This is a genomic window from Neobacillus niacini (genome assembly GCF_019749295.1).
Taxonomy (GTDB): Bacteria; Bacillota; Bacilli; order Bacillales; family Cytobacillaceae; genus Neobacillus; species Neobacillus niacini_D.
Map to the genome: position 1 here is coordinate 111,429 of NZ_JACWFG010000003.1, position 18,639 is coordinate 130,067.

The 18,639-nt window shown below is 37.7% G+C and carries 20 protein-coding genes; all 20 read right to left on the bottom strand.

The features are described from left to right. Nucleotides 1–23 precede the first annotated feature (23 nt). A complete protein-coding gene (locus H0184_RS06295) occupies nucleotides 24–926 on the bottom strand; it encodes a hypothetical protein (RefSeq protein WP_221822661.1) in 903 nt (300 codons plus the stop codon). A gap of 97 nt (nucleotides 927–1,023) precedes the next feature. Continuing rightward, complete coding sequence (aroA, locus tag H0184_RS06300; RefSeq protein ID WP_221822663.1) at nucleotides 1,024–2,313, bottom strand: 3-phosphoshikimate 1-carboxyvinyltransferase; 1,290 nt, start codon at nucleotides 2,311–2,313, stop codon at nucleotides 1,024–1,026. A 23-nt stretch (nucleotides 2,314–2,336) separates the two neighbouring features. Continuing rightward, the gene (locus tag H0184_RS06305; protein ID WP_221822666.1) at nucleotides 2,337–3,446 is read right to left on the bottom strand and encodes a prephenate dehydrogenase; all 1,110 of its coding nucleotides are present in this window, start codon (nucleotides 3,444–3,446) and stop codon (nucleotides 2,337–2,339) included. An 11-nt stretch (nucleotides 3,447–3,457) separates the two neighbouring features. Further along, nucleotides 3,458–4,573: a histidinol-phosphate transaminase gene (gene hisC / locus H0184_RS06310; protein ID WP_221822683.1), complete on the bottom strand. Its 1,116-nt coding sequence runs from the start codon at nucleotides 4,571–4,573 to the stop codon at nucleotides 3,458–3,460. Nucleotides 4,574–4,615: 42 nt separating this feature from the next. Then, nucleotides 4,616–4,990, bottom strand: coding sequence for a chorismate mutase (gene aroH / locus H0184_RS06315; protein ID WP_221822685.1), 375 nt, complete (start codon nucleotides 4,988–4,990; stop codon nucleotides 4,616–4,618). A gap of 18 nt (nucleotides 4,991–5,008) precedes the next feature. Then, nucleotides 5,009–6,079, bottom strand: coding sequence for a 3-dehydroquinate synthase (aroB, locus tag H0184_RS06320; protein WP_221822686.1), 1,071 nt, complete (start codon nucleotides 6,077–6,079; stop codon nucleotides 5,009–5,011). Next, on the bottom strand, nucleotides 6,079–7,251 hold the full coding sequence (gene aroC, locus H0184_RS06325; RefSeq protein WP_221823105.1) for a chorismate synthase: 1,173 nt from the start codon (nucleotides 7,249–7,251) through the stop codon (nucleotides 6,079–6,081). The genes aroB and aroC overlap by 1 nt, the downstream gene beginning before the upstream one ends. 243 nt (nucleotides 7,252–7,494) lie before the next feature. Continuing rightward, entirely contained in the window at nucleotides 7,495–7,941 is a 447-nt protein-coding gene (gene ndk / locus H0184_RS06330) for a nucleoside-diphosphate kinase (RefSeq protein WP_221822687.1), read from the bottom strand. Between the two features lie 128 nt (nucleotides 7,942–8,069). Further along, nucleotides 8,070–9,032: a heptaprenyl diphosphate synthase component II gene (hepT, locus tag H0184_RS06335; RefSeq protein WP_221822688.1), complete on the bottom strand. Its 963-nt coding sequence runs from the start codon at nucleotides 9,030–9,032 to the stop codon at nucleotides 8,070–8,072. 45 nt (nucleotides 9,033–9,077) lie between these two features. Further along, entirely contained in the window at nucleotides 9,078–9,782 is a 705-nt protein-coding gene (locus tag H0184_RS06340) for a demethylmenaquinone methyltransferase (RefSeq protein ID WP_221822689.1), read from the bottom strand. 4 nt (nucleotides 9,783–9,786) lie between these two features. Continuing rightward, entirely contained in the window at nucleotides 9,787–10,608 is an 822-nt protein-coding gene (locus tag H0184_RS06345; protein ID WP_313771725.1) for a heptaprenyl diphosphate synthase component 1, read from the bottom strand. A 174-nt stretch (nucleotides 10,609–10,782) separates the two neighbouring features. Then, on the bottom strand, nucleotides 10,783–11,022 hold the full coding sequence (gene mtrB, locus H0184_RS06350) for a trp RNA-binding attenuation protein MtrB (protein WP_221822691.1): 240 nt from the start codon (nucleotides 11,020–11,022) through the stop codon (nucleotides 10,783–10,785). 12 nt (nucleotides 11,023–11,034) lie between these two features. Beyond that, nucleotides 11,035–11,601: a GTP cyclohydrolase I FolE gene (gene folE, locus H0184_RS06355; RefSeq protein WP_221822693.1), complete on the bottom strand. Its 567-nt coding sequence runs from the start codon at nucleotides 11,599–11,601 to the stop codon at nucleotides 11,035–11,037. 160 nt (nucleotides 11,602–11,761) lie between these two features. Continuing rightward, nucleotides 11,762–12,034: a non-specific DNA-binding protein Hbs gene (gene hbs, locus H0184_RS06360; RefSeq protein ID WP_034676225.1), complete on the bottom strand. Its 273-nt coding sequence runs from the start codon at nucleotides 12,032–12,034 to the stop codon at nucleotides 11,762–11,764. A gap of 361 nt (nucleotides 12,035–12,395) precedes the next feature. Then, a complete protein-coding gene (gene spoIVA, locus H0184_RS06365; RefSeq protein WP_179596418.1) occupies nucleotides 12,396–13,874 on the bottom strand; it encodes a stage IV sporulation protein A in 1,479 nt (492 codons plus the stop codon). A gap of 328 nt (nucleotides 13,875–14,202) precedes the next feature. Next, a complete protein-coding gene (locus H0184_RS06370; RefSeq protein ID WP_221822695.1) occupies nucleotides 14,203–14,913 on the bottom strand; it encodes a hypothetical protein in 711 nt (236 codons plus the stop codon). A gap of 22 nt (nucleotides 14,914–14,935) precedes the next feature. Then, the gene (locus tag H0184_RS06375; protein WP_221822697.1) at nucleotides 14,936–15,121 is read right to left on the bottom strand and encodes a DUF2768 domain-containing protein; all 186 of its coding nucleotides are present in this window, start codon (nucleotides 15,119–15,121) and stop codon (nucleotides 14,936–14,938) included. A gap of 247 nt (nucleotides 15,122–15,368) precedes the next feature. Next, a complete protein-coding gene (locus H0184_RS06380; RefSeq protein ID WP_313771726.1) occupies nucleotides 15,369–16,421 on the bottom strand; it encodes an NAD(P)H-dependent glycerol-3-phosphate dehydrogenase in 1,053 nt (350 codons plus the stop codon). 21 nt (nucleotides 16,422–16,442) lie between these two features. Next, a complete protein-coding gene (gene der, locus H0184_RS06385) occupies nucleotides 16,443–17,753 on the bottom strand; it encodes a ribosome biogenesis GTPase Der (RefSeq protein WP_221822699.1) in 1,311 nt (436 codons plus the stop codon). A gap of 198 nt (nucleotides 17,754–17,951) precedes the next feature. Beyond that, nucleotides 17,952–18,560 (bottom strand): YphA family membrane protein, encoded by a 609-nt coding sequence (locus tag H0184_RS06390; protein WP_221822701.1) that lies wholly within the window; start codon nucleotides 18,558–18,560, stop codon nucleotides 17,952–17,954. Nucleotides 18,561–18,639 lie beyond the last annotated feature (79 nt).

Sequence of the window (18,639 nt, forward strand, 5' to 3'; positions counted from 1 at the left end):
CTCTATCCTCTTTCGTCCCTTAATTAACTAAATGCAAAATAAGACGGGGTTCGCACCCTAACATATTCTCCATATCCAGGTTTAAATAAAACCTCTTCCCCTGCTCGTATTACTTTTCCCTTATTAACGGTAACTACAAGTCTATTACTATGATAAAGAAATAACGCCACTTCATCAACATTCATGATTTCTCTACCTTTGAGAAATAAATTATAACTTAATTCCGCTCCATGCAGTAAACTTGCTTTTTGTGGATATAAACCAATTTTGTTCAGCACTAGCAGCGATAATGGTTGATTCTCACTTAGTTCCTCTAGGATTGCAGGAATTTTCCCAATTTCCATTATAACCTTCCATTTCGACAAAGCCCTCTTTGCATCCTTCTTTATATTATTAGAAATTATTGGAACAAGCGGACAATTATACGGAAAGAGAGCCTCCCTTATCCAGCCCCATGGAATTTTTTCTAATTCATCGAGGTCATCGACATCAATAAAGATTGCAGGAACCTTTTCTTTTTTACACTGTCTTATAAAGGAAGGAGTCAAAAGCCGAAGTGGAATTTTAACACCTATAAGAAAATCAATTGGACTGCTATTGAGCGCTGTTTTTGTATCATTTATCTTTTTCATTAGATCACTTTCATAAGAGACCGGGATATAGGTAAGTAATGTGGTGCAGCCTTTCAAAAGGAAATTCTCAATCATATATTTTCGAAACTCCTGGAAGGACGCATTCAAAGGAATACTTGAATCTAGAAGTACGTAAGATGGGGTCATAATGAAAGATTCTGCATTCATTTTCATATAATTTTTTTGATGAATTTGATCTCGCTTTGCAGCTATGTGGTTTCCTTTAATCAACAGCGATGATTTTGTTAGTTTCGTTTCCTTTAGGATATTGGCATTTTCAATAATATAATCCATCCTGCCACCTCTTTCCAAGCTATCCTTCTTAAAGACAAGCTATGAGGCATCCTTTAAAACTATTCCAAAAATAAAGAAAGCTGCACAAATGGCAGCTTTAGTTTTTAAGGCTATTTAAATGGTTGAAGAAGTTTGGATATGACACAGAAATGGCGTCTGGATTCTCAAGTTCAACTATGTCCTTCGAGAGCAGTGAAGCAATGGCAAGCATCATTCCAATTCTATGGTCGCCATGACTAGACACTTTCCCGCCTGTTAGAGTCGTGCCGCCATGAATAATCATACCGTCATCTGTCGCTTCAATTGAAGCTCCCAGCTTCGTTAACTCTTGAACAACCGTATCAATTCTGTTGGTTTCTTTTACTTTTAGCTCTGACGCATCCTTAATGATCGTTGTTCCTTCCGCCTGTGTCGCTAACAGGGCAATAATCGGAATCTCATCAATAAGTCTAGGAATAACATCACCTTCCACCACTGTTCCTCTTAGACTTGATGTTTTAATCGTAATATCACCTGCTGGTTCAAAGGAATCTGCTTCATTCTGAGAAATCTCCAAATTGGCTCCCATTTTGTTCATAATCTCAATGATACCAGTTCTTGTCGGATTAAGGCCAACATTCTTTAACACAATTTCACTATTAGGAACAATTGCAGCAGCGACAAGGAAAAACGCTGCAGAAGAAATATCTCCAGGAACAAGAATATCTGAAGCAATAAGCCTTTGACCACCTTTTATCGTGATTTCGCGGTCATTTTTATGAACTTGGCCGCCAAACTTCCGAATCATTCTTTCTGTATGATCACGTGACTCAGCTTTTTCGATAATGATCGTTTCTCCCTCAGCTTGCAGCCCGGCAAGGATTAGCGCCGATTTCACCTGAGCACTTGCCACAGGCATATTATAGTGTATTGGATTTAAATGCCCGCCTCGAATACTAAGAGGAGTAAATTCGCCATTATTACGGCCATCAATTTGCGCGCCCATACTGCGAAGCGGCTCTGTTACTCTAGTCATAGGTCTTTTTCCGATAGAGTGATCACCAATAATCGAAGAGAAGAATGGTCTTCCCGCTAAAATTCCTAATAATAATCGAATGGTTGTCCCCGAATTTCCAACATCTAATATTTCATCAGGTTCCTTTAAACCGTCAAATCCGTTTCCATAAATGATAAGTTCATTGTCATTTTCCTCAATTACAACGCCTAACTTTCGAAAGCAGGAGATCGTACTTAAACAATCATCTCCAGGAAGAAAATTAGTAACTCTTGTAACACCTTGTGCAATTGAACCGAACATAACGGAACGATGTGAAATTGATTTATCTCCAGGTATTTCTATCATACCCTTTAGACCTTTCATAGTTGGCTGCAATTCTATTAATTCCATTTCATCACCTATATTCAATCAATTTATGTTCCCACCGAGGTAGCGTAGCTTGAGCAGGAATGAATACATCTTTCTGCCCGCTCGCGATCCTCTTCTGTTTGAAAACTAATAACTAGTACCCCATATATCTCATCTTCTCGAGTTTCTAATATTCGAATATTTGTTATACTAATATTTTCTTTTGCAAGGTATCCAGTGACCTCAGATACGACACCAGGATAATCGGGAACGTCTACAAAGAGATCATAAAAGGCAGGTATTGCTCCTTTTTCTCTTAACGGCAGACCATCACGGTATTGCTTAGCCTGTTGAAAATAGCGATAAATTTCTCCGCCATTTTCTTCCTCAAGGATCCCCTTCACCCAATCCATCTCTTCTTTCCACTGATCAATCAAATCTATTAATACCTTACGATTATGCAGCAAAATGTCCTTCCACATTTCCGGGCTGCTCGAAGCAATCCTAGTAATATCCCGAAACCCGCCTGCTGCTAACCGTGGAATAAGACTTTCTTCTTCCGCTAGCCTTTCCGTTTGCCGGACAATCGAAGCTGCAATAATATGAGGGAAATGACTAACGATCCCAGTTAAATAATCATGTGTATCAGGTGTTACACTCAAAAATTTCGCATTTGTCCCTTTGAGCCAATCCTTTAAGACTTCCACTTTTGCCCCCTCAATATGAGGCTCTGGCGTAAGCAGGTAAAAAGCATTTTCGAAGAGAATTTCTTTTGCAGCTGACACACCACTTTTATGAGATCCAGCCATTGGATGCCCGCCGATAAAGGTGTATCCTCTTTGCGCAAGGCTTTTTGCATTGGCAACAATTTTACTTTTTGTACTTCCGGTGTCAGTAATGATTACATCTGAATTTAACTGCTGTTCCGACAAAATCTGAAGGATAGCTTCCGTCTCTATCACTGGTGCCGAAATGATTATTAAATCTGCAGATTTTGCACCCTCAGCAATATCTCCAGCTACTTCATCTACCACACCTAGCATTTTTGCAAGCCTGGCCTGTTCTAGATGAATATCATAGCCAATAATAATAGCCTTTTTATGTTCTTTTTTTATACATAAAGCTAATGAACCGCCAATTAATCCAAGTCCAATAACAAACACTCGGCCTTCCATTGGTAGTCCCCCTATATTCCACTCAGTTTAGCAGAATTTTGTTGTTTTGATAAAAATTCACCTAAGGCTCTGAGGACACCCTCATTTTGTTCAGCTGAGCCCACAGTAATTCTTAAAGCCGAAGGAAATCCTAAAGCTTTACCTGATCTGACAATATAGCCTCTTTCCAATAGAAATTGAAATCCTAAATCAGCATCAGCATTTATATCAATTAAAATAAAATTAGTTTGAGAGGGATAGTAGTTTAAATCATACCGCTTACAGAAGTCATAGAATTGAGCTAAACCTTGTTTGTTCTTCTCCTTACAGGTTTGAACAAATTCCTGATCTTCAATTGCAGCTATTGCCGCAGCCTGTCCGAAAGAATTAACATTAAAAGGTTCTCTTGCAGGTTCCAGCGCTTGAATAATCGAAGGATTAGCAACTCCATACCCTACTCTTAATGAAGCAAGACCATAAATTTTCGAGAAGGTTCGCAGCACAATTAAATTCGGATAATTTTTTGTTAATTCTATTGAATCGTAATAATCATCTGCAAATACATATTCATAGTAGGCCTCATCCAAAACAACTAAAACATGAGAAGGAACTTTATCTAAAAATGCGATTAATCTATTCTCTGATACATATGTACCTGTTGGATTGTTAGGGCTGCAAACCCAAACTACATTTGTATTATCATCAATGGCAGCTGCCATTCTCTCCAAATCATGCTGCCCATCAAGTAATGGAATTTCCCTTATTTCTGCTCCTTCAATCACAGCATTATGTTTGTATTGTGAAAAGGAAGGGGTCGCCATTACGGTATTTGCTCCCGGATGCAATAACGCCCTTGAAATGATTTGAATAATATTATCCGAGCCATTACCAAATATAAGTTCATCTTGGTTTACTTTTAAAAATGAAGCTACTGATTCTCTTAAACCTGTCATATAGCCATCAGGGTAAATAGCAAAACCTGGTTGAGAATTTTGTAATGCAGTAAGAACCTTCTTCGAGCACCCAAAAGGGTTCTCATTTGATGCTAACTTAACAATTTGATCTAATTTATATTGTTTTTTTACTGACTCGATTGATTTACCTGGCTGATATGGAGTCAGTGTTAATAACTGCTTTTTCCATCTCATTTCTTTCCACTCCATCCGTATATGATGATATTTATTCTGAGTTTATTTCGACGTGGTATTGCCTAAATCAGGCCGTAAAACCGTTGCCCCTCCTAAATATACATGGACAATTTCTTCCTGAGGGACTGCCGTATTAACATGCAGCATGATTCTAACGCACATCTGTAATGAATTCGGTACTGGTAATTCCCTCATACACATAACAGGTACATAAGTCCACCCGGCGAATTTGCGGAGTGCTTTAGCAGGGAATGCAGCGTTTAGATCTTCAGTTGTAGAAATAAAAGCCGAAGCTACCTGCTCTGGAAGGATATTGTTATCCTCAATTAATTGTTTCAAAAGTATTTCTGTTGCCGATACGATGGCCTCTTCGGTATTGCAATCAACAGTGACTGCTCCCCTCACCCCTCTAATCATGAAAAATCCCCCTTGTTCTTATAGATTCTTGAGCTGGTCTAATAAAAAATCATCCGATAGCTCTTGAAGTTTTGGTATACCTATTTGCTCTAACAATACAAATTTTACTGCCCCGGCTGCAGATTTTTTATCCTGCTTCATCTTTGACAACAATCTCTCAGGTGACAGGTGCGGAGGAATCTCTGTTTGATAACCAAGCCCCTTTACCCAGGTAACAAACTCATCTGTATTAAAGGTTAATCCTGCTATTTCTTTACTGAGCTTTAAAGCAAAGATCATTCCAATCATAACCGCTTCACCATGTGTGAAATTACCATAGCCCATTTCCGATTCAATGGCGTGTCCTAAAGTATGTCCAAAATTCAAGTAAGCTCGAACTCCAGTCTCTTTTTCGTCCTTTGAAACAAACTCATTCTTTATTTTTATCCCTTTTGTAAGTGATTCAAATAATTGATCTGAAGTTAAGGATTTTAGATCGTGAATATCTGACTTTAACCAATGATAAAAAGTAGAATCATAAATAAGTGCATGTTTAATAACCTCTGCAAAACCAGACCGAATTTCTTGCTCAGGTAATGTATGGAGAAAGTTAAGGTCATAAAAAACAGCTTCGGGCTGGTGAAAAGCCCCTATCATATTTTTTCCCAGCGGATGATTTATAGCCACTTTCCCCCCTACCGCACTATCATGTGCGAGTATAGTGGTGGGAACCTGAATAAAGGGTATACCTCTCATGAACGATGCCGCAACAAAACCTGATAGATCTCCAACCGCACCACCGCCAAGAGCGATAATGGCAGATTTACGGTCTAACCGGTTTTCTAACGCCACTGACAATGCCTCGTAGTATACCTCGAACGTTTTTGCTTTTTCACCGCTTGGCGCAGTAAAAATAGCAGGATTCCATTGAGACAATAGCGGTACCACTTTATCAAGATGTATACTCCCAACTGTCTCATCCGTAATAATTAATACTCTGGTGAGGTTTGGAAAATGATTGTTTAAAAAAGTTCTAATCTCATTTAATATACCTTCGCCAACAAACACATTATAGCTTTTCGAACTCGTTTGAATGTGAATGGCTTCCATTAAAATTCCCTCGCGTATTCACGCTGGCGGTTTATTTCAGCCGCAAAGGTTTCAAAACGATCACTATAAAATTGTTCGATAAGTGAATTGGCTAATTCCCACGCGACAACATGCTCTGCAACTACCGCCGCAGCAGGAACAGCACAACTATCAGAACGCTCTACACTCGCAGAAAATGGTTCCTTACTATCGATATCAACACTCATCAATGGCTTATAAAGCGTTGGAATTGGCTTCATCACTCCACGAACTACGATAGGCATCCCTGTGGTCATACCGCCTTCAAAACCGCCTAAACGATTTGTTTTACGAGTATAGCCATTTTCTTGATCCCAAACAATTTCATCATGCACTTCACTTCCTGGCTTTCTTGCAGCTTCAAAGCCAATTCCAAACTCTACTCCTTTAAATGCATTAATACTAATTATTGCTGCAGCTAGCTTTGCATCTAATTTTCTATCATATTGAACATAACTTCCCACACCTGCAGGCATACCCGCAGCAATAACTTCTACAACCCCGCCTATTGAATCACCATTCTTCTTAGCGTTGTCTATTGCATTCATCATGTCCTGTTCTACATCTGGGTCCCCGCAGCGTACTGGCGAAAGCTCTGTTCTTTCCTTCAACTCTGCAATTGTTAGGTCTGGATTGGCTTTGGCCTTAATACCGCCAATTTCAACCACATGAGATACAAGTGTAACACCTACTAAAGATAAAAGTTTCTTAGCAACTGCACCTGCTGCAACTCTTACAGTCGTTTCTCGTGCAGATGAACGCTCGAGAACATTCCGCATATCTCGATGGCCGTATTTTATCGCACCATTTAAATCTGCATGTCCAGGTCTTGGACGGGTAATTTTTCGTTTTACTTCATCTTCTTGACCTTCTATTAATGGGTCTGCCCCCATAATTTTCGTCCAATGTTTCCAGTCATTATTCTTTACGACAAGAGCAACTGGAGAGCCTAGTGTTTCTCCATGTCTTACTCCTGAAGTGATTTCAACAGTATCTTTTTCAATTTGCATTCGCCTGCCGCGGCCGTACCCCTGCTGCCGTCTTGCAAGTTCCGTATTAATATCCTCTGCCAATAATGGCATACCTGCTGGCAGTCCTTCTAATATTGTCGTTAATTGTGGACCGTGTGATTCCCCTGCTGTTAAATATCTCATTCCCATGACTCTTTCCCCCTTCAACTCATTAAAGGATTTTATTCAATATACCATATACAGACTAATATAGTAAGTATAATTATCTGAAAATAGCATAAATTGATAGATGATTATTTATTTAATGATAATCACAGTTTATCCATTTGTACACTATTGTTACCGAAATATTTTTATAATTTTTGATGTATGCGCATACAAAAAAAGCACTTGTATTTTTCTATACAAGTGCTTTTTTTGTATATATTAGTAAATCCATTCGTTAACTAGTTTAGAGTACTCTACTACGCCGCCATCTTTAAAGAACAAGCCAATTTCACGTTCTGCACTTGCAGGTGAATCTGAACCGTGAATAACATTCTTTCCAACCGTTAAGCCAAAATCGCCGCGGATAGTACCTGGTGCTGCATCTTTAGGATTGGTAGATCCCATCATTTGACGTGCAGTTGCAATAACATTCTCACCTTGCCAGACCATAGCGAAAACAGGGCCGGATGTAATGAAATCTACTAGTTCACCAAAGAATGGACGTTCTTTGTGTTCGCCATAGTGCTCCTGTGCAAGTTCAGTAGGAATGCTCATTAATTTAGCGCCTACTAATTGGAAACCCTTTTTTTCAAAACGAGCAACAACTTCTCCGATTAAATTACGCTGTACACCATCAGGCTTCACCATTAAAAATGTTTTTTCCATGAATTCCACTCCTAAAATAGTATGTATAATAATTGTCATAGTGGGACAATCCATTGAAATGTTATCATTTTTTGGAAAATTTCGCAAGTCTATTAAAAAGGAGCTAATCTCTGATTAGCTCCTAGCATTTAATATTTTCGGCGGCCGATGAATTTTGCAATATCCCGCAGTGTTTTTTTTGCTCTATTAGAGGGCAGATCTTCTAATACTGCCAATGCTTTATCAAGATACAAATCACTTAAGGCGATAGATTTTTCAATCGCACCTGAAGCTTTAATTAGTGAGATAATTTTTTGTATCTGAACTGGCTCCATATCCTCATGAACCTTTTCAATTTCACGTCGAATGGTTTCATTCTCCATAGCATATAGCGCAGGAGCAGTGATGTTTCCTTGAAGCAAATCACTGCCTGCGGGTTTTCCCAGCTCCTCCTCTGATGAGGTAAAGTCGAGAATATCATCTGTAATTTGAAAAGCCATCCCAACATAATAGCCAAATAAATACAGTTTATTATGTATAGACTCTTCTACATCAGCTGCAATAGCACCAAGCTGGCAGCTTGCTGAGATTAACAATGCCGTCTTTCGTTTGATTCTTCTTAAATAATCCCGAAGATTTTGATTAAAACGATACTTGTCTTTTATCTGTTGAATTTCACCAACAGTTACCTCAACAATGGTATGGGCTAATATTTTATGAGCTAAGGGCTTATGAATGCCACTCATCAGTTCCAGTGACAGCGCAAAGATAAAATCACCCGTATACATAGCTGTCTTATTGTCCCATTTCGCTTTAACCGTTGGCTGGCCTCTTCGCAAATCCGCGTCGTCGATAACATCATCATGAACTAATGAAGCCATGTGGATCAGTTCTAGAGCAACAGCCACATTCTTCATTACATTAATATCATAGTTGCCGAACTTTCCTGCCAATAAAACAAAAACAGGACGAATCCTTTTACCACCTGCCTGCAGGGTATGTAAAGAAGCCCGTTTCAAAAGAAGAGAGTCCGCCTGAATGGTCTCTTCTAACGTTCTTTCAATTAAATTAATATCTGAATTCAAAAATGAATACATCATCTTTAATTTCATTTGTATTCACCAGCTTTTCGTCCTGTTTACATGTCTAATTACAAATTACCTTTTATAACCGATATGAACTGCAGCCGCTCCACCACTATACGGTTTATAAAAAACATTTTTAAAACCAGCAGTTTCAAACATTTTCGCTAATTCTTTCATACCTGGGAAATCCCGGGCAGATTCCTGGAGCCACGAGTATTCTTGATAACTCTTTGCAAATAACTTGCCAAACATAGGCATGATAAATTTAAAGTAGAAATAAAATAACTGTTTATAACCAGGTAAGGTAGGCTGGGATGTTTCTAGGCAAACTGCAATGCCTCCTGGTTTTACTACACGGTGCATTTCTTTTAATACTTGCAGGTAATCAGGTACATTCCTCAAACCAAAACCTATAGTCACATAGTCAAAGCTGTTATCCGGGAAAGGAAGTTCCATGGCATTACCATGTATTAAAGTTACCTGGTTTAGACCTAAATTTTTTACTTTTTCTAAACCCACGTTTAGCATATTTTGACTAAAATCTAATCCATTAACCTCACCAGAAGGGCCAACGGCCTCAGCTAGGGCAATCGTCCAGTCACCTGTTCCACAACATACATCAAGCGCTTTCGAACCTGGCTTAACATTCATTCTTTTCATTGTATCTTTACGCCATTTGATGTGCTGCTGAAAACTAATTACTGAGTTCATTTTATCGTAGTTATCTGAGATTTTTTCAAATACCTTATGAACTCGTTGTTCCTTAGATTGCTGCATACGCTTACCCTTCTTCCACTAAAGTATTCGCCAATGGTTGATGTTCATTAATGATCGAAGTAATTCTTTCTTCTAACATATCATTTAGATATGGGAGCTGACTAATCCCTTTTAAGAGGAATTGTTTTGAAGAATCAAGATAATGATCACAAATCACTAGCAAATCTCTCTGCTGTTTATCTGATAGATTTTTTATTGAAATATTATTATTAGCTATTGTTAATTCTTTTAGGATTTCAAACACTAAGCTGTTTCCTGCTTGTATAAATAATTTCTTTTCGTGAAGCAAACGCTTGAAAAAGAATAAATTACCTACAAACTCATTCCATAGGTCCACTTTAAAGCAATCAGAGAATTTCACAAGTAAAGAGCTTTCAATTCTCTTAATACTAGTCATTAAGTTATCAATTCCATTAAGTTCTTTTTGATATACGGAAACTTTATGTTCATTAACCAATTTTATCCCTTTGGAGAGTTCTTTTATCATGTTTATATCTTCAGACTCTGCCAAAAGTTTATAATACAATCCACTATAATAATCTCCAGCTAGGACCGTTAATTGTCTATTTATATCATCCACATGAGCATTAGATATATGCTCATGGGTATCAAGGGCAATCTGGATAAGCATCGTAGTCATCGCATAATTTTTTAACTCATTGTAAGACAATTCGAGTCGATCCATAATGGATACAAGAATAAGCAGTTTATCTTCATCAATTACAGGCGTCTCAATATATTTTAGCAAGTAAGGATGAAATACTTTTTGCTCAACTTGCTCCTTTATGTCTGTAAACTTTTGTCGAATGTCTGGCAATTTAATCACCCTTGCTTCCCCGAATTAATATATTTATTACGATCCTCTTATGTTAACAAGGCAGTGACAATTATATCATAAAAGCGTATGTATGGGCAGAAATTCACAAAATAAATACATCTAAACACTTTGGAAATAAGAATGAAAAAAATAAAACGGTTATATTAATAACATTTTTCTAAATTACTTTTTCATTTCGCTTTCAATTTCGCCAAAATGAGTCATTATTTTTGCATTTCCCCTAATTTTTATTGCTGATGTATGTTCGGTGAATTGGGCGATTAAGACTTCGCCTTTATCCAGCTTCTCTGAATGATGAAATTTTGTATCACTTCCTCGAGTCAACCCGATAACACTAACACCATCATCAACAGCTTTTATTACAACAAACTCACTACTATTTTGTGATTGACGTTTCTCCATAGTATCACCCCATTAATTCTTAATTAAAGCTAATATTTCAGAACGAGCAATGGTATCATTTGCAAGATTGCCCCGAACTGCAGTTGTCACTGTCTTTGACCCTGGTTTTTTTACTCCCCGCATGGTCATACACATATGCTCTGCCTCTACGACAATCATTACTCCATGAGGATCTAACTTTTCCATCATACTATCGGCAATGGTAGAAGTAATCCTCTCCTGCAGTTGAGGTCTTTTAGCCACGGCCTCTACAGCCCTGGCTAATTTACTTAGCCCTGTTACACGACCGTTTTTAGGAATGTAGGCAACATGAGCTTTTCCGAAGAAAGGTACAAGATGATGTTCACACATGGAATAGAATGGAATATCCTTCACTAGCACTAATTCTTCATGGTCTTCACTAAAAATGGTCTCGAAGTGTTTTTTTGGATCTTCACTTAGACCGCTGAATACCTCTTCGTACATTTTTGCTACTCGTTTCGGTGTATCCAGTAGGCCTTCTCTGCTCGGATCTTCACCAATTGCTGTTAATATTAAACGTACCGCCTCTTCGATTTGGGTACGATTCACTTCTTTCATGCATATTCCCCCTACTGTATATCAAACAAGTATATATAATAAATACATCTTAGCACAACAAAAGTGATGTTCAAAGTTCTGATAAACAGAAAAAAGGTCACGAGACAAGACTCATGACCTTTTTGCCTAAGCAATCGCTTAAAGCAATAAACTTATGTAATTATTTTACTGCGTCTTTAAGCGCTTTACCTGGTTTGAATGCAGGAACTTTGCTTGCACCAATTTCGATTTCCTCACCAGTTTGAGGATTACGTCCTTTACGTGCTGCACGTTCGCGTACTTCAAAGTTACCAAAACCGATTAGTTGGACTTTATCACCATTTTTTAAAGCATCTAGAATTGAATCAAAAACAGCATCAACTGCTTTTGTAGCGTCTTTTTTAGAAAGTTCGCTTGCTTCTGCAACTGCGTTAATTAGTTCTGTCTTGTTCATGCTATTCACCTCCTCCCAATAATATAGTTAAGAATCGTAAATAAGATTACTTATCTACATTTCTAAACAATTTTTATCAATTCTATACGTCATAGCGCGGTTTTATTGGCAAAGTAATCAAAAAATGCAGCTTTTGATATTTTAATCTACTTTTTAATAAAAAACCTTATTATATAAAGGTTTCAAGCACCAAACGTAAGTCTGTTAAAAGATTATCACAATCATTTACGCTTATCAAGAATATTTCATGAAATAATGGTAATCTTTTTCTTCATTTCTACAAATTTCTACTATTTTTTAGAATTTCTGCTGTAGTTTTTTGTAAAACAAGAAAAAAGACCCCAAATCGGAGTCTCAACTCTTAAAGGATTATTGCAATTAAACCGCCTGATCCTTCGTTAATAATTCTCTCTAATGTTTCTTTTAGTTTATATCTCGCATTCTCTGGCATTAAGGATAGCTTTGCTTGGATACCTTCCCTAACGATGGAGCTTAGCGAGCGTCCAAAAATATCTGAATTCCAGATGGATAACGGATCATCCTCAAAGTCCTGCATTAAGTAGCGAACAAGCTCTTCACTTTGCTTCTCTGTTCCGATAATTGGAGCAAATTCCGATTCAACATCCACCTTAATCATATGAATAGATGGAGCTACTGCACGCAGCCTTACGCCAAATCTTGCACCCTGACGGATAATTTCTGGTTCTTCCAAGCTCATGTCTGATAGTGATGGCGAGGCAATACCGTAACCTGTCTGCTTCACCATTCTTAACGCGTCTGATATATGATCATATTCCGCTTTTGCATGGGCAAAATCCTGCATTAGCTCAAGGAGATGATCTTTACCTCTTATTTCTACTCCGACAATTTCTTTTAATATATCATCATAAAGTTCATCTGGAGCGAATAAGTCAATTTCTGCAACACCTTGACCCATTTCGATTCCCGCTAATCCGGCTCTTTCAATATAGTCAAAGTCGCTAAATTGCTGAACGACCCTATCAACATCTCTTAATCTCTTTATATCTTTAACTGTTTCTTTGACTGCTTCTTGATAACTTTCACGAAGCCAGTGATTCTCTCTTAATACCATTACCCAGCTAGGGAGATTTACATTAACCTCAAGAACCGGGAACTCATATAGTGCCTCTCTGAGAACATTAAGCACATCACTGTCACGCATACTTTCTACACTCATTGCCAATACAGGTATGTCATATTTTTCTGCCAGGCTGGATCTAAGTGTTTCTGTGCTCGGGTGATATGGCTGAGCACTATTGACGACCATTATAAATGGTTTGCCAACCTCTTTCAGCTCGTTGATCACTCTTTCCTCAGCTTCAATGTAATTACTTCTAGGTATTTCGCCGATTGTGCCATCAGTAGTCACTACAACCCCAATCGTGGAATGCTCCTGAATAACTTTCCTGGTTCCAATTTCTGCTGCTTCATGGAATGGAATTGGCTCTTCATACCAAGGAGTGGTAATCATTCTAGGACCATTTTCATCCTCATACCCTTTTGCACCTGGAACGGTGTAGCCGACACAATCAACCAGTCTAATATTAACATTAAGCCCTTCGTCAACATGGACACTAGCAGCTTGATTCGGAACAAACTTGGGCTCGGTCGTCATGATTGTTTTACCTGCAGCACTTTGAGGAAGCTCGTCGACTGTTCTAGATCTCTCTGCTTCATTGTCTATATTCGGTAAAACCACAAGCTCCATAAATTTTTTAATAAATGTGGATTTTCCTGTTCTAACAGCACCTACTACTCCTAAATAAATATCACCGCCAGTTCTTTCGGCAATATCTTTGAAAATATCAACCTTTTCCAAGTGATCCCCTCCCGATCATAGAGTAAAGTGGGATAATATTATCCATCAAGATATTTTTGGACAATATATATTTATGACGTTGTCCTATATTCTTATGACAGTTTTTTAAAATTTTTTTACCCCCCTAACTATTTATTCCTTGAATATGCTAGTATCTTTTGTGTCTGAACATTTGATTAAATGAGGGTTCCTGAGGTAAAGCAACACGGGAGAAACTCATTTTCCGTATTCATCTTTAACCTAATAGATAAATGGCACGTTGATGCCAAAAAAAACCCTTCTCCTACAATATATTTCGTAAGAGAAGGGTTATGACTATTTGGCATTCTTATTGTTTTAAAAAAACTGGTTCATTATTCTCAGGGTCGATTGTATAAGGTAAAGAATAGGCTGGAACAAACATGGAATCTTCCACAAGAATATAGCGTATATCCTCACCCGGCTTTACCTCTTTATCATTTTCCTTAAGCTTCTGAAATAAATCTTGCCGATAATCGATAAAAACTTCAGCATTTGTTGTTACGACAAATGGAAGATTTTGATTAGTAAATGGACTAACTGCATATGGCTCCTGCTTATAACCTAATTCATCAAAGTCAATAGTATATACATTATCAGCAATTTTATCTTTATATGGCGGGTAACCATTGGACTTGATTCTTATATTAATTTCACGTATGGTATCAGCCATTCTCAAGTCTAATAGTTTTACGGTCGGGTTGGTTTCAACGTCTATTAGAACATATTGAAATATTCCTCCACTTTCAAATGCATTACCTGGCGGCTCAGCAATATACTTGGGTGCAATTTTTTTAAATTCAATCGGATATTTTTGATATATCGGAGTCACTGCATCTTTTGTTTTTATCGGCAGGATACCTCCATTATCCTCTTTAAAGGAATTTACAGCTTGTTGAACTGCTTGGACTTGGTCTGTATATGGGATTTGATTTTCTGCTAACTTCTCCTTTGGATACATGCAGCCTGACAAAAACAAGGAAGTTAGTACTAGTAACACTCCGATGACTTTCCAATTCATACAATCACCTATTTTTTATGTATTATGTAAAAAGAACAATAAACAACGTAATTCCTGAAATAATTAAGAAAATATAAGCAAGCACACCAGTTAAAAACTTTAACACTCCTTTTAACTTATACCGGCTTAGATATATTGTAATTATTGCAAGGAACATAAGTCCCATTCCTGCAATTGAAATCCACATTTTCAGCATACCTGGTGACATTAGGACACCCCCCTTATTCCGAAAGCTATTATAACACAGGGAGCCCAATACATAAAAAACTTTTGATTTTACCCAAATAAAAAAACTGAAGTAAAGAGGGGCGAATTCCTTACTTCAGTCTTAGTGACTAAAACAACCCAAACTCTAAGGTTCATACTACACGTGTGCTTCGCTTGCATTGTATGCAGGCGCGGCACAATGCGCATCATCGAATGCCTATTTTTCAATGAAAAATGTACCTTTTTTATTATTCGAGGTTTCTCTCCTCAAGGATATTAACCAAATCTTCCATTTCATGGGTTTTCCCGCGTGCCATTAAAACATCCACTGCATCCTTGGCATTTTTTCCATTAAATAATACATCATAAAGGGCACATGTAATCGGCATGCTGACATTGTACTTCTCGGCAAGCTGATAGGCTGCTTTGGTTGTTCTTACACCCTCTACAACCATCCCCATGTTCTCAAGAACCTCATCAAGGTTTTTTCCTTTACCAAGTAAATTACCTGCTCTCCAGTTCCTTGAATGTACGCTTGTACATGTAACAATTAAATCCCCTATTCCCGTTAAACCCGAAAACGTTAAGGGGTTAGCACCCATTTTTGTACCAAGACGAGCGATCTCTGCTAATCCTCTAGTTATTAATGCGGCTTTTGCATTATCACCATACCCCAATCCGTCCGTGATTCCAGCAGCTAACGCAATAATATTCTTTAAAGCTCCACCTATCTCAACGCCAATGACATCCGGGTTCGTATAGACTCGAAAATTATGATTGATAAACAAATCTTGTATTCCTTCTGCAGCGGTCATATCTTCTGACGATACAGTTACAGTAGTTGGGTGCCTTAAACTAACTTCCTCCGCATGGCTTGGACCTGAGAGCACTACTACTGCTTTCAAAAGCTCACTCGGCATTTCTTCTTTAATTAGTTCCGAAATTCTTAATAATGAATCTGGCTCAATTCCTTTACTAACATGTGCAATTGTTAAAGGCGAGTTTTGAACTGTACGGATTTTCCCAATTACCTCACGAATTGCTTTTGTCGGTACCGCTAAAATAACCTCTTTTATTCCTGCCAGAGCATCTTTTAAAGAAGCATAACCAACAATTAGCTCAGGCAGCACAATTTCTGGCAAGTATTTTTTATTTGTATGAGATTGATTAATTTCTTGCACCTGGGATTCATTATGGCTCCACAATCTGACTTCATGTCCATTGTCTGCAAGGACCATCGCAAGAGCAGTTCCCCAGCTACCGGCACCTACAACAGCTACAGCTTTTTTCATATCCTGCATCAAATCACTCCACCGTAAAAATTATTTTCTTTCTCTAGCGTAAAGTTTTATCGGGGTTCCTTCGAATCCAAAAGCCTCTCGAATTCGGTTTTCTAAGAAGCGCTCATAAGAAAAATGCAGTAACTCTGGTTCATTTACAAAAACAACAAAGGTTGGCGGTTTCACAGCTACTTGTGTAGTGTAATAAATTTTTAATCGACGACCTTTATCCGTTGGTGTTGGGTTCATCGCAACCGCATCCATTATTATATCATTTAAAACGCTTGTTTCGACTCTCATAGCATGGTTTTCACTAGCAGTATTGATCATCGGAAGTAAAGTATGGATACGTTTTTTAGTCTTAGCAGATAAGAAAACAATTGGGGCATAACTTAAGAAGAGAAAATGTTCTCTAATTTTTTGTTCTAGTTCCTTCATTGTTTTTTCATCTTTTTCGACGGCATCCCACTTGTTGACAACAATAACAATCGCCCTGCCAGCTTCATGTGCATATCCAGCAATTTTCTTATCTTGTTCAATGATTCCTTCTTCCGCATTAATGACTACTAAAACAACGTCAGAACGTTCGATTGCCCTTAGTGCACGCAGTACACTATACTTTTCAGTGCTCTCATATACTTTACCTTTTTTACGCATACCTGCCGTATCGATTATGACATACTTATCTCCATTATAGGTATAAGGTGAGTCGACTGCGTCTCTAGTTGTTCCAGCTATATCACTTACAATTACACGGTCTTCTCCCAAAATGGCATTAACTAATGATGACTTCCCTACATTCGGTCTGCCAATTAAAGAAAATTTAATAACATCCTCAGCATAATCTTGTCCCTTATTCTTCGGAAAATGTTTAGCGGCCTCATCCAACAAGTCTCCTAGTCCAAGACCGTGAGAGCCTGAGACAGGTACCGGTTCACCAAATCCTAAAGAATAAAAATCATAGATTTGTTCACGCATTTCAGGATTATCTATTTTGTTAACAGCTAATACGATAGGTTTTTTAGATTTATACAAAATCTTTGCTACCTCTTCGTCTGCAGCAGTAACTCCTTCTCTGCCATTTGTTAAAAAAATAATCACATCGGCTTCATCTATAGCAACTTCTGCCTGTTGGCGGATTTGTTCGAGAAATGGTTCATCCCCGATATCAATTCCCCCTGTATCAATTACATTAAAATCATGAGTTAACCATTCCCCAGAGCTATAAATTCGATCACGTGTTACTCCTGGGATATCCTCAACGATGGAAATTCTTTCTCCAACAATTCTGTTAAAAATGGTTGACTTTCCAACATTCGGTCGCCCTACAATGGCTATAACAGGTTTTACCATTATAATCGCCATCCTTTCTATCCATATATTATCAATATTATTTTGTTATTTTTATCGTTAAAGCAGAGAAACTCAATTTATAATCAAGCAATTGCGTACTAATGATAAAGAAACCCTTCTATCCTAAAGAAGGGTCTAACCATATTATTTTAGCAATGTGAAACCTTTCCTGCAATGGTAAAACTTAATAAGTCAGTTTTATGATGATTTTTGCTTCCCTTTTTCCAAAAAATGAAAATGGTTTTGAAAGAATGTACCGGCATTTTCCAGGGCGCCCCACCCCACCAGCAAAATAATTACTAAAGAAGCAACATCTAGGTAAGCTATTGTTCCTATGGGATAGGAAAATTCAAATTTACTTAGGTAAAATGCATAGAGTATCTCTCCTTGCATAGTACCGCTAACAACTATCAATAATCTGTCTTTTAAAGACGTTTGCAAGATGATTGCCAGGAAGCTAATACAAACCCCCATCATCCATTCCTTTTGAAATATCACCCAGACTGGATCAAAGATGACAAATAAGTTAAAGGTGACATATGAAATTGTTACAATAAATGAACAAATAAAGGCATATAGCAATGAACCCAGCTTTTTCTTACCCAAAATAATATAAGATAATAGCAGCATAAACAATCCACTAGCATAAAACTGGAAACTCTCAACTAAAAAATGTACATCCGAAAGAATAATGACCATTAAGATAACAACAGCTAATTTTGTCCGATATGGATTTTGTTTGTTAAAAAAGAATGTAATGCACACCCAAAATAACCAAAGTATCCAATAAAACACGGAACCCTCCATTATCACACACCTCCTACTATTTCCATTATCGGTATTCTTTATGTAGTTTCATACTTCGCTGAATAATCTTTCGTCAACA